Raw genomic sequence first — 13296 nt, 5'->3', positions numbered from 1 at the left:
GAAAACAAAGAAGCTTCCAAATCTGAAAGCTTCTTGTCTTGATAACAATTAAATTATTTATTATGGAATTATCAGATGCAACGGCGTCTGCTGAACGTCCTTATTACTTCTATTATCCCATTTTTTAAACATCAGATGATATTTTTAATGTTTAATGAATTTAATATTCTTTTCTTTTACGGTAAAGATATAAGCTCCCGGAACCAGTTCTGAAATTCCAACAGGCTTACCCGGCTCGTAGGTATCTTTTCGGATCAGCTTTCCATCGATAGCATGGATGGAGAATTCCGTAGCTTTATGAAGACCTTTTATGTAAAGCTCATTTTTGGCAGGATTCGGATATACACCAAAGTCTTCTTTCTCTGCAGAAGAAACACTTAACGTATTATCCTGGCTTACCGTAGAATTTTTTTCCAGGATCTGGTATTCATAATTAAACTGAACGCTTGCTACAGGAAACGATACCATTTCAGATAAATACTGATTGTTAACAGTATTGTTCAAAACCAGATAAGCCGTTTGCCCGCCTGTGCCATTCACTTTGATCGGTAGAGGCATTTCAAAAAAGCTGACAGAAGAATGGCTTTGAGCCTGATTTACATTCAATACCAGCTGATTTCCAAATTGTCTCCATTTGATAGTGTAAGTGGGATATCCCTGTCCATAGATCCAGTCGTTAAAAAATTCTGTAAAATCTTTTCCTGTAGACTGAAGCAGCGAGGCCTTAAAATCTGAAGTCAACACATAATTATACGCCAGGTTTGGCCTTGCATGATAATCTTTAAGGGCCTGGTAAAAGGCATCATCTCCCAAAATCCATTTCAACATTCTCAAAACATAGCCCCCTTTTGCATAGGAAAGCCTGCTGTCAAAAATCCTGTTGACACTGCCAAGACTACTATCCGGAACATAGGTACTTCCTCCTACACTGCTCGTGATATAATTGATCTGATTGGACAGATAATTCATAAATTCCGTATTGGTCAAAAGCAGTTTCTCATTAGTCACATGCTCTGCAAAAGTTGCAAAACCTTCATTTAACCAGATATCATTCCATGCTGCACAGGTTACTTTATCGCCAAACCACTGGTGTGCCAGCTCATGGGCAATAAGGGTTTTGCTCCAGCTGCTCACTGATGACATGGTCTGATGCTCCATTCCTCCGCCATTGAGGTATTCCATATGTCCGTATTTCTCATTACGGAAAGGATAAGGTCCGAAATACGTTTCAAAAGTATTCATGATCTGTTTGGTCCACTGAATATTGGCCATACTTGTTGAATTCGAATTGGTGGACGGATAGACATAGTTCACAAATGGAAAAGGTGGATTTCCAATCGTATCATTCAATTTGACATAGTTTGTAATGCCTAATGCAATCAGGTAAGCCGGTGTAGGATACATGGTTCTCCAGAAAGTAAGTTTCTTTCCGCCGGCAAGAGAGGTTTCAGACATCATTTTACCGTTTGCAGCAACACTGTATTGTGAAGGCGTGGTAATTTTAAAATCAAATCTTTCAATTTTATCATTCAGGCTTTGCTTCGTAGGAAACCAGTCCTGGGCTCCATAAGGTTCATTTAAAGTGGAAAGAACCGGTGTGCCTCCCTGGCTTCCTAGCATAACCGTATTATAAATAGGATCCGGAGTTCCTGAGTAGTGAATTGTTAGCGAATCTAATGTACTGGCAGGAATGGAAGCTGGAAAATCAATCTTCACTTCTTTGGTAGCAAGCTGCTGAAAAGCCACATTTACCCCATGATACTGTACCTGGGAAACCGTAAGATTGGTAGAAAGATCAAAATAAATACTTCCTATATTCTGGTTAGGCTTGAAATGTGAAGTCACAGATCCCGAAATAGTATTAACAGCAGGGTCCAAGCTTACATCCATCCGTTGATATTGGAGGTCGTAATTTAAGGTGTTAGGATTGATGTTATAGGCCGTCATTTTACTGGCAAAGGATTTCATTTCCTTTTTAATCAGGCCGTTCCTTTCGCCTTTCATGTCAATGTTTTGGTCTTGATCTTGTCCATAAAACGGCTGAGACACCAAGAATCCCAACATCAGAAGGTATATTTTTCTCATACTTAGAAATATTGTAGAATTCAAATATAAAAAAAACCTTTTAATCATTGATTAAAAGGTTTTTATATTCTTAAAATTATTTAAAGATCCAATGCTGGTTCCAGGATTTTCTCCATTCTTTTCTTTACCATATCTACTGATCCTGCATAGTTGTTGACCATTAAAGAAAAAACAAGGGTTTTTCCTGAATTGGTCTTTAGATAACCGGCTAAAGTCTTCACTTTATTTAAAGTTCCTGTTTTAGCAAAAACCTGCCCGTTGCCTTCTCCCAGGAACATTCTTTTCAGAGTCCCGGACTGTCCGCCTACCGGCAGAGAAGTCAGATAAGATTTATAATATTTTTCCTCCATTAAAGAAGTTAAAAATTTAACCTGAGAAATTGGAGTTACGTTATTACTTCTTGAAAGCCCGCTTCCATCCATATAATTCAGACCATTCATATCAAACCCTGCATTTTTCAAATGACCTGTTACCACGATTCTTCCTGATTCTGAAGTCTGATCTCCCATTTTCTGGAACCCGACCGTTCTCAGCAGGGCTTCCGCTAGTGAATTATCACTGTGCTGGTTGGTATAATAAATAATATCACCCAGTGTTGGAGATTTATAGGTGGAGAGCATTTTCCGGCTTTCCGGAGCGGCATCCGTCATTTTCGGGGATACTTTTCCGGTCACAGGAATTCCGCTTTTAATCAATGTTGTTCTGAAAGAATTGGCCAGATAAGCCGGGGCATCAGGAAGTTTTGTGGTCAGGACTCCTTCCCCGTCATATTTTTCAGCATATACCATCTGGCTGGCATATGGCGAAACATAGAAAAATTTTTTATCCGTAGAGAAGCCTGCTTTTTTTACGATCAGTTTTTCATTCGCCGGGTTGATTCCACGGGTGGTTCCTACTGGCAGATAGTAATTGTTGTTCTCTAGCCATACAACATTTTCCGGAAGCATTGAAATATTGCCTTTGAAAAGCGCTGTCTGAATAATAATATCACCATTTACCTTCTTAATCCCATCTCGTGAAAGTCCGCTTATGAAATCTGAAATAATGTCTCTGTAAGACCATGCTCCTGCTTTATTCGTTCCCAGAGAAGGATCTCCACTTCCTACGATATAAAGATTCCCGTTTAAAACTCCGTTTTCATCCACAGTCCCTGAATACTCAAGCTGAGTCATCCAGCGGTAGTTTTCTCCCAACAGATTCAAAGCTGTCTCTGTAGTCAGCAGTTTTGTGGTAGAAGCCGGAACTAAAGGAGTATTTTCATTGTACGAAGAAATGACCTTCTTCGTTTTCGGATCGTACACTACGAATCCCCAGCTTGCATTTTTCAGCACAGGATCCGTCATCATTGTGTTTACATTAATGTCTACTAATTCTTTGGCTGACAAAACTGTTCTCTCCACCACCGAGCTGACGGGTGAAGGAAGATTTAAACTGTTTTTCTGATTGTCATAAGCCTGAGAGTAAAGAACGGTAGAAACGGTAGATTGAGCCAGGAAAAAACCAGAAGCCAATACCGCTACGCTTGAAATATACTTTCTGAAATTTACCATTTATATTCTTTTTGTTCTGTTGTTTTGATCCTGTAAAAAATGACAGGTTAAATCATTCAATAAAAGAGTCAAACACTTAATCAACGTCCAAAAGTAGAAATTATTGTCATACAACAGATCATAGCGGTCTTATAAAAGAGTGTAAAGTTTGTTAAAAATTGTTAAAAATCAACAAAAACACCTTTTTTAACACTTTGATAAGCAGTGATTTCATCAAATTCTTTCAGACTTATCAAAACCATCTTCTTGTACTTCTCATAGTTTTTTCCACGGGGAAGTTTAAGTAAAATCTGGAATTGATATAAATTATTCAGCCTTGCAATCTGAGCTCTTTCCGGCCCTAAAACGCAATCTTCAGGAAGGTATTTTCTTAAAATAGATCCCAGGAACTGAGAAGCACGGTCTACTTTGTCCTCTTTTATATGCTTCAGCTCTATCATAATGAGCTTGGTAAACGGAGGATAATGGAACTTCTGGCGTTCAGTAAGGATATACTTATAGATTTTTGCAGGATTATTCATTTTGATCAGCTGAAATACGGAATGCTCGGGATTATAGGTCTGAATCAGGATCTTGCCTTTCCCGGAAACCCTTCCTGCTCTTCCTGAAACCTGTGTAATCAGTTGGTATGCTCTTTCTTCAGCTCTGAAATCCTGAACATATAATAAGGAATCTGCCTTAGGAATCGCTACCAGCTCTATATGGTCAAAATCAAGGCCTTTAGAGATCATCTGTGTTCCTACGACAATATCGGTTTCTCCTTCTTCGATCTTTTCATACAGTTTTTCATATGCGAATTTCTTGCGCATAGAGTCCACATCCATTCTGTCCACTTCATTTTCTGGAAATAATTTGGATACTTCCTCATGAATCTGTTCTACCCCGACTCCTCTTTCATTCAGCTTATCAGAATTACATTTCGGGCAGGTTCTAGGCTTTGAGGCCTGCTGTCCGCAGTAGTGGCATTTCATTTCGTTGGCTGCTTTATGATAGGTCATCACTACATCACAATTCGAGCAGTAATTCACGTAACCGCAGCTCTCACATTCTACAACATTGGCATAGCCACGGCGGTTGTGGAGGACAATAGCCTGATTTTTTTCGTCAACGGTCTTTTTGATCTCATCAATAAGTTTCAAAGAGAAGTTTCCTGAAACCTTTTTAGATTCCTGGGCTTCTTTGAAATTGATCAGCTCATATTCAGGCAAATTCACATTTCCGAACCTTTCGTTCAGGAAAATATATTTCATTTTATCTTTTCGTGCACGGTAATAGCTTTCCACGGAGGGTGTTGCAGAACCCAGTATGACTCCGGCTTCATAAAATCCTCCAAGAACCAGTGCTGCATCTTTAGCGTTGAAATAAGGGGAAACTTCTCTTGGTTTATAAGCAGCATCATGCTCTTCATCCACTACGATCAGTCCTAAATTCTGGTAAGGTAAAAACAAGGCGTTCCGGGTTCCGATAAGAATACGGATATTATTCTGCTTTATCCTTCTCCATACTTCCACTCTCTCAAAATCGGTCAGCTTCTGATGATAGAATCCCAGTTGCCTGCCGTATTTTTTTTCCAGCCGCCGGGTGATCTGTTTGGTAAGAGAAATTTCAGGAAGTAAAAACAAAACGTTTTTCCCTTCTTGTATACATTCTTCAATTTTCTCCAGGTAAATATGGGTTTTCCCTGAAGAAGTCACTCCGTGAAGCAAAACATTTTTCCCTTCCTCAAAAGCTTCATCTATCTCAGATTTTGCTGTTTTCTGCTGTTCAGAAAGCTCTTCAAGTTCTTCTATTTCTCCTTCATAGCTTTCAATCCTGTCTTTCTGCACATAATATTCCTCTGCAAGACCTTTATCAGCGAGGGCTTTGAAATGGGAACTTCCAAAATAGCCATCTTCAAATAAGGCTGCCTTTTTAATAGGAAGATCAGGGTTTTCCGTCTGCTTCTCCAAAATAAGAAGAAACAGATCTTTCTGTTTGGGCGCTTTATTCAGCTTTAAAAGAATTTCTGTAAGATTCTGATTGTTCAGAACATCACTGCTGATTCTTACATAGGCGACCTCTTTCGCTTTATATTTCTCAGCAATTTTCTCATCAATCTCGATATACTGCAGATCAATCAATGAATTGATCGTTTTAATGATTTCTTTTTTGGGAATAAATGCTTCAATGTCCGCCAGGTTAATCAGCTGGCGTACTTCCAGAGCCTGAACGAGATACATTTCGTTGACATCCAGGTTTTCAAAATCTATTACTGCGCCTGGTTTCAGCTTTAAATAGGTTTCACTTTCCAGTTTTAAAGAAGAAGGAAATGCGAATCTGTAAATTTCGCCCAGACTGCACAGATAATAATCCGAAAGCCAGTTCCAGAAGTCGATCTGCTCTTCCGGAAGGATAGGTTGATCATCCAGGATACTGATGACTTCTTTCGCTATAAAATTTTCCGGGGCCTGATCGTGAAGTTCAAAAACAATTCCCGTATAGATTTTTTTACCGCCAAAAGGTACCAAAACCCGCATTCCAGTCTGGATTTCGGGGATCAGTTCTTCCGGAACTTTATACGTAAAAGATCCTTTTAAATTCAGGGGCAAAACAATTTGAACGTACTGCAAGGGAAATATTTAAAGTGTAAAATTAGATTTTTCTTCAGAGAACTGCAAGTTTGTGGAGACTCTTTCGTTCTGCTCCGGATGATAATAATCCTCCATTATCATGTTACAAGTGCAGGAATTAATAAAGTAAATTTCCTCCGTTAAAACAGTAATTCGGTTACTTCATACCAGAATAGGGACGTAAAAAAGCCCACCATAATACTGACCCCGATGATCAGGTTTGTCAGTTTGGTATTCAGTCTGAACTGTTCTGCGATAATACTTGAAGTAACCAACGTTGGCATCGCAGCTTCAAATACTGTAATTTTAGCTACATCCCCTTTTATTCCCGATAATAAAGCTAATCCCAGCACAATGGCCGGTGCTAAAATCAATTTATAAAGCATGGAAGCAGACATCTGCGGGATCAGTTTTTTCCATCCGTTAAACTTCAGCTGCAGCCCTACTGAAAATAAGGCTAAAGGACTTACCGTAGCGGCCAGTTTATCAAAAAAAGGTTCTGCAACGGTAAAATCTATAAATTGTGAGAGCACTAAAGCTGAAATACAGCCAATGAGCGGCGGAAATGTAATAAGTCTTTTCAAAATAAACACGGCACTTACCTTTCCCGATTTGCTGCCTCCCTTTACCGCAGCAATAATTCCTAAGGTAGAAAGGGCAAAAAACATGGTCTGGTCACAGATAATGGCAATACTTAAAAGGCCTTCTCCATAAAAAGCACTGATCAAAGGAAATCCGATGAAAGAGGTATTGCTATACCCGCTTGACAGCTCCAGAGTACTCCTCGACCGCCTTGAATATCCCCTGCTTTTACTGTAAAACATCATGTAAAAGAAACAGAGAACAGAGATCATAAAAGTTCCTACAACCGGAAACAGCATTTCTGTAGTCCATTGTACTTTTGGCAGATATTTAAATGAAACTGCCGGCAGAGCAAGATAAAGAATCCAGGTATTGATACCCTTATGGGCATCCGGGTGGATAGATTTTGTTGCTTTGAATACCATTCCTGCAATAATGCACACTGCAATCAGAACAAAATTTACCATAACTGTAAAGAAATATGGTGCAAATTTACGGCTGATTTTTGAGTTGAAAGGGTAAAATTTATATTTTTTTGAGGATCATTCCTGTCTTTTTCAAACTTTGAAAACCTTATAGGCTTTGGGAACCTATAAGGCTGACTGTTTTTAATCGTACATAAAGAATTTCTATTGCTGTGCCTTACTTACGGAGTAAGCGATCAACGTATAGATTAAAAATAAGATTCCGCACACCATAATGTATAAGGCAGGATTCTTGAAGCTCACCAGTGAAAAAACAAGATTACTCATTACCCCCAATCCGAAGAATAGGGCGGAAACCGTTTTTATCACGGAGGTTGTTCGGGGCAGATTGAATCTGACCCCAATTGTTACAATTAAGGTAGGGATCAGAAAAATCAAACTTCCAATAGTCAATAATTCTTTGTGGTCATCCATATTTAACGTATAGAATCCATAAGCAATGAGACAGCTTACAGCAACCGCAATCATGGTTTTTACAATATCTAATTTCATTTTTTTTAAATTGTTGGGGGAGGAGGTGGTGTTACATTAAATAATCTGGAAGTTTCGGGTACATTTCCTGCTAATTCCCAGCCTGGCATTCCTTCTTTCCAGACGTGGTGATTCATTGAAAACTGCCCGGACTGTACAAGCTGCCTTAGAGATTCTGGGCTGTATGGCCCTGATTGCTGCCCGTTCAGGGCAATATGAAACATCGGATCAGGGTGAATGGGAGGCGGTGTATTCGTCATATTATCCATCAATCCTCCAAGCTGTGTTCTCATAGAAGCGCCAACTCCCATTCCGACCATAAGCCCTGCAGCATTTAATCCATCTCCATGGCCTATATCCACATGGCTCATTCCTCCAAGGCTGGCAGCCGCTGTTTTCAGGACATCAGCATGCTGATTCAGCTGATGAACAGCAAAGTGTTTTCCTTCTACTCCCAACTCCATCTCTTTTCGCTGGATTCTGGTTACTTCGGATAAGTTTTCAATTTCAATATCTGTTTTCGCCTCGGTAAATTTCGTCTGCTGGTCGGCAGTCACTCTTTTAAGCTGCCTGTAATGAGGGTGCTCCCTGTCCAGTTCTATCGTTCCTATATCCAGACGTTTCAGATTGACTCCAAAATATTCTTCCAATTCAGCTTTTAACCTGCCTTGTATACTATCACTTACCTCATCAATTTTTCTTTCGATCTGCATAACAGGAATATTATAATCCTGTGGTGCGCTAATCAGCACAGATTTAATTTTTCTTTGAAAAAAATCTTTGATCTGCGCTTTAAAATCATCCAGATTAAAATTGATCAAACGGTTTAGCTTAATGAAGTTTTTATAATCGGTCAAATTAAAGGTAAGTGTTCCACGTACCGCACAAGGAACCCCAAGATCCATAAACCTCGGATCATACATATCAAAATAAGGGATTCCAAACTTGATCTGTATATTTCCGGAAAGATTGATAAAATAGATCTCTGCCTGAAACGGTGAATTCCCCCCGAATGCAGCTCCCACGATATTGGTAAGAACCGGAAAGTTCGCTGAATGGATCGTCTGATCATGAGGTCCCTGTATAAAATCCTGAATGGTTCCGTCATTTTGCTTGTAAAAAAACACCGCAAGCTCTCCATCTTTTACCCGTAAGCTGCTTCCGTAACGGATACTGTTTTCTTTGCTGGTGGAATTGGCAGATCCGGAAGGCCTCCATTTCCAAACCAGGTACTCCTGCTCATCACAACGGATCACATCCATCAGCCCGCCCTCTTTTTTATTTCCAAATAGTCTCATTGATTTAAATTAAAATTTATAAATATCTGCTTTCAATTGTAGCTCTTTTTCTTTCCGGTAACTGATTGTTGACCGCTTCTTTCTTTTCTACAAAAATCCTGTACGAAATAGCCTCAATATCCTCTGTTTTATAATCTGATGTGTTACTTATTCTGGTCCATCTCAGTTTTTCTAATGCTAAACGGATCTTTGAATATTCTTTGTTTTGAATTAAAGGTTCCAAAGTTTCCAACTCTTCTGTAAGCTTGGCCAGCTGTATCTTGCTTCTGATTTCAACACTGTGTTTATCATCAATATTGACAGCAAGCTCTGCAGCTTCATCATATTTTTTATTTTCTATAAGCTTCTCAGCTGATTTAACTTTTGAAGCATAATTGGTATTTCTGTTTTCATCGAGCTTATTAGAAATACTGCTCCAGAAGCCTACTATAATGAGCAGTACTGCCACTGAACCTAATACTTTAAAAATTTTCCTGTTATTTTCTTTGGTAACATTCCTGGCATTTTCTACAATAGTAAGTACTTCGCTGTAGATTTCGGTATCACTTTTCATTGAAATGGACGCTTTGGAATTGATCTGTTCTATTTTCTTAAGCCATATCTTGTTCCATGTATTTTTATATTTTGTCTGCTCTGAAAACAGAGAGAAATAAGAAGCGGTATTGATTTTACTTGCCGACAATGTTAAAAACTCCAGAATCCCTTCTTTAGAAACCGGAACGGGATAATTAAGAACCAATTCTTCTTTGCGGGCATCGGTAGTAGACCACTTGGCAGGTTTTGATTTATTGATGATAAACTGTATCCCCTTGAAAAATATAAGAAGAGGCCACAAAAACAACCAAAGTACAATAGTAGTAAGGTTAATATTGCTTCCGGAATTCTGTGAATAGAAATTACCATCCCTGGTCGCTTCTATTTCATCTAATTTTTCAAAAAATCTGATGACACTGCTTGATACTTCTATGTTTCTGAATTCCGTTCCGCAATCTGAACATTTTGTGGCAAAACTTTCTGCAATTGCTCCACAGGCCGGGCATTTCTTGATATCTCCGAGTTTATCAGAGTAAGGGGCCGCCGATTCTGAACTTTTATCATTTGTTTTTTCAAAAAGCCGGGCTTCCAGGACAATTTCAAATTCATCCAGGTCTATTCCTTCGGCTTCTGCATTTTTAAAAAGCACCTGTTTTTCTTTCTCTGTTAATTCCCCGTCAGCCAGTGCCAGTTCAATGAGTTTTTCCAATTTTTCGTTATACATACGATAGATATTAGTAATTTTTTACAATGTTATAAAAAAGCCCGTGGGAATTTTTACGGGTTTCCGTAATCAGCGGTTTCCTCCTATCTGCTGTAATAAAAAAAGGACTGGCTAATGCCAATCCTTTGAACTGAAAACTCAGCTGGGTATATCTTTAATTTTCCATTGTTTCCCAAAGACTCATCACCTCCACTTTTTCCAAAGGTTTTGAAAGGGTAATTCTCTTTGAAGCCGCGGGCAAGAGATCGAAAAAGTTATCGCTAAAATGAGTATCTCCCATCAGGTAAACATCTTTTGCCAAAACATCTGTAGACACTTCAATTTCTGTCGGAGATATTTTCCTGATCGTCAGCCTAGGTTTTGAAAGCTTAAGGTTGTTGGGTCTGTTAAAGAAGAACAACTTCTCTTGTTTTAAAGAACCACCGGCAAAATAAACCCTTAAAACGGCTTTTGACAAATCAAATTTTGAAAGGGCTGTTTTCTTTATCCCAAAATATTTTTCACTTGAATTGGAGGGTACATGCTCTGCTGTATTCATAGACCAGAGAACTTTACCCTCAAAATCAATTAATTCAGCAACAGAGCTTACTTCAAAATCATTGAGCAGATCATTAATCAGATGAACATCGTAGGATTTTTCTGTTTCTTCAACGGATATTATCGCAGGCTCAAAACTCCTTTTAGCCTGATAGTGGAATGCTTTCCAATTTCCCAAATAGTCAATGGAAGACCATGAAACCACAGGCCAGCAATCATTAAGCTGCCAATATAAAGTCCCCATATTATATGGTTTTGCCCGGCGGTGGGCTTCAATAGCAATCTGCATTCCTCTGGCCTGCAATACTTGGGAAACGTAATTGTATTTCACAAAATCTGTCGGAATCGTGTAATCCCGTTTCATGTATTCATTGATAATATCCCAGCCTCTGGTGTGTTTCTCATGGGCCTTTACCGCAGGATGCTGCAGGCTCAGTTCCGGAGTTCCGGAAAACATTGATTTTATAGTTTCTAAAGCCGGCATTCCCTGAAAACCGTATTCAGACATGAAGCGCCCTACTTTTTCATTGTATATTTCAAACGGCTGCTCACCCCACCAAACTCCCCAATAATGCGAATCACCTTCCGTAAGGCTTTCTTTATGCCCCCAGCCTATAGATGGAGAACTCGGCCAATAAATATTCTTATCCGCGGTAAGATTTTCGTTTAATGCATTAGGAATAACTTCATGAAACAGTTTTTTATAATCTTTCCAAACCTGTATGGAATCATTTTCAGAATACTTAAACTGTTTCTGATATCCCCAGTTGACGATCGCTTCATCTATTTCATTATTGCCGCACCATAAAGCTATTGACGGATGGTTTTGAAGTCTGCTGACCTGATCTTTTACCTCTTCCTTTACATTGTTTAAAAATTCTTCATCTGCCGGATAAAAACTTCCGGCAAACATAAAGTCCTGCCATACCAAAATCCCGTTTTCATCACAGGCTTTATAAAATTCATCATCTTCATAGATTCCGCCACCCCAGATACGGATCATGTTCATATGGGCTTCTCTGGAGTCTCTGATCAGCTTCTGATATTTTTCTTTGGTAATCCTTGGGGAAAAACTGTCCCCAGGAATCCAATTGGTTCCTTTGATATACAGAGGATTTCCATTCACTCTAAAATAGAATGATTTTCCTTTACCGTCTTTTTCCTGCACCAGCTCTACTGTTCTTAATCCAATCTTCAGCGTTGTATCAGACCATATCTTTGTGTCATTCTGTAAGGAAAATTCCATGGAATAAAGATAAGGTTCTCCCCATCCATTGGGCTGCCACCGTTTTGGATTATGAATAGTAAAGGGAATATCGAGCAGGTTTCTCCCTTTTTCCAGGCGGATGGTGTTTTTCCGGCCATTAACGGTAAAAGTATACTTCCCGGCTGTATCGGCAAATAATGAAGTATGAATCATTAAATCAGCTTTTTTATCAGTGATGCTCTTCTGCTCAACCTTTATTGTTTCAATTTTGGCCGTATTCCAAAATTCGATCTTTACCTCTTTCCAGATTCCGGCTGTCACCAGTCTTGGTCCCCAATCCCATCCGAACTGATATTGTGCTTTTCTCACAAAACTTCTCGGCGATTCAGGCATGGTGAACGGAACTTTTTTAGCCAGTTCTTTTCCAACATTCACAGCAGATGTAAACCTGACCTGTAAAATATTATCCCCTGCTTTCAGGTTCTTTTTAACAGAAATTTCCCATTTTCTGAACATATTGTCTGTTTTCCTCAGCAATTTTCCATTAAGATAAATCTCCGAAAAGGTATCCAGTCCGTTAAAAATAAGATCAATATTATCGTATTCCAGTTCTTTTGCGGAAACGGTAAAATGAGTCTGGTAATCCCAGTCTTCATTCTCAATCCATTGTACCTTTTTTTCGTTTTCATCTTTAAAAGGATCCTGGATAATCTTGTTGTTCATCAGGTCCAGATGAACTGTTCCCGGAATTTTTGCCGGAAGCCAGTTTTTATCTTTTGAATTCTTGAACTGCCAGTTTTCTGAAGACAGATTTCTTTCGGAAAACTGTGCAAAAAGGATATTCTGCATACAAAGGAAAGCAAAAAGGAAAGTTTTATTCATCAATACATTTGTTTACAATTCTATGGATTCTATAAGTTTCATATGCATTTTCTAAGAGGCCAACTCCTAAGTTCTTACGTACTTCTATAGCTTCTCCTATTATTTTGCAGGATAATTCGTTTTCGGTCATTCATTTGTGTGTGCTTATTTTAATTATTTAGTGTAAACGCAAAGTATTTATTTCTGTTATACAATATTTTAAGGGAGCTAAGACAAAACCGATTTTCAATCAATTGGATGCAGCTTACTGTTTTTATTCTTAAGCTTACTCAGCGGCGTTGCCACAACCCTTTGCCTTCTCTTATATAATGTACATCCATTTTAAACTTTGC

9 protein-coding genes are annotated in these 13296 nt (G+C 38.8%); all 9 read right to left on the bottom strand.

What is annotated here, in order from left to right:
- Positions 1-144: 144 nt before the first annotated feature.
- Positions 145-2085: a M1 family metallopeptidase gene (locus MUW56_RS17870; protein ID WP_292014456.1), complete on the bottom strand. Its 1941-nt coding sequence runs from the start codon at positions 2083-2085 to the stop codon at positions 145-147.
- An 80-nt stretch (positions 2086-2165) separates the two neighbouring features.
- Entirely contained in the window at positions 2166-3635 is a 1470-nt protein-coding gene (dacB, locus tag MUW56_RS17865) for a D-alanyl-D-alanine carboxypeptidase/D-alanyl-D-alanine-endopeptidase (protein WP_292014455.1), read from the bottom strand.
- A 161-nt stretch (positions 3636-3796) separates the two neighbouring features.
- Positions 3797-6244, bottom strand: a complete 2448-nt coding sequence (priA, locus tag MUW56_RS17860; protein ID WP_292014454.1) for a primosomal protein N' — start codon at positions 6242-6244, stop codon at positions 3797-3799.
- 140 nt (positions 6245-6384) lie between these two features.
- Entirely contained in the window at positions 6385-7293 is a 909-nt protein-coding gene (locus tag MUW56_RS17855; RefSeq protein WP_292014453.1) for an AEC family transporter, read from the bottom strand.
- 162 nt (positions 7294-7455) lie between these two features.
- Positions 7456-7803, bottom strand: coding sequence for a hypothetical protein (locus MUW56_RS17850; protein ID WP_292014452.1), 348 nt, complete (start codon positions 7801-7803; stop codon positions 7456-7458).
- A gap of 5 nt (positions 7804-7808) precedes the next feature.
- A complete protein-coding gene (locus MUW56_RS17845) occupies positions 7809-9080 on the bottom strand; it encodes an SPFH domain-containing protein (RefSeq protein WP_292014451.1) in 1272 nt (423 codons plus the stop codon).
- A 16-nt stretch (positions 9081-9096) separates the two neighbouring features.
- Positions 9097-10338: a hypothetical protein gene (locus MUW56_RS17840; protein WP_292014450.1), complete on the bottom strand. Its 1242-nt coding sequence runs from the start codon at positions 10336-10338 to the stop codon at positions 9097-9099.
- Positions 10339-10492: 154 nt separating this feature from the next.
- Positions 10493-12964: a glycoside hydrolase family 2 protein gene (locus MUW56_RS17835; protein ID WP_292014449.1), complete on the bottom strand. Its 2472-nt coding sequence runs from the start codon at positions 12962-12964 to the stop codon at positions 10493-10495.
- Complete coding sequence (locus tag MUW56_RS17830; RefSeq protein WP_292014448.1) at positions 12957-13094, bottom strand: GxxExxY protein; 138 nt, start codon at positions 13092-13094, stop codon at positions 12957-12959. Before MUW56_RS17830 ends, MUW56_RS17835 begins: the two co-directional genes overlap by 8 nt.
- Between the last annotated feature and the right edge of the window lie 202 nt (positions 13095-13296).

Source organism: Chryseobacterium sp., from assembly GCF_022869225.1.
Taxonomy (GTDB): Bacteria; Bacteroidota; Bacteroidia; order Flavobacteriales; family Weeksellaceae; genus Chryseobacterium.
Note: the sequence above shows the minus strand (reverse complement) of the source record. Positions and strands in the feature narration are given on the sequence as shown.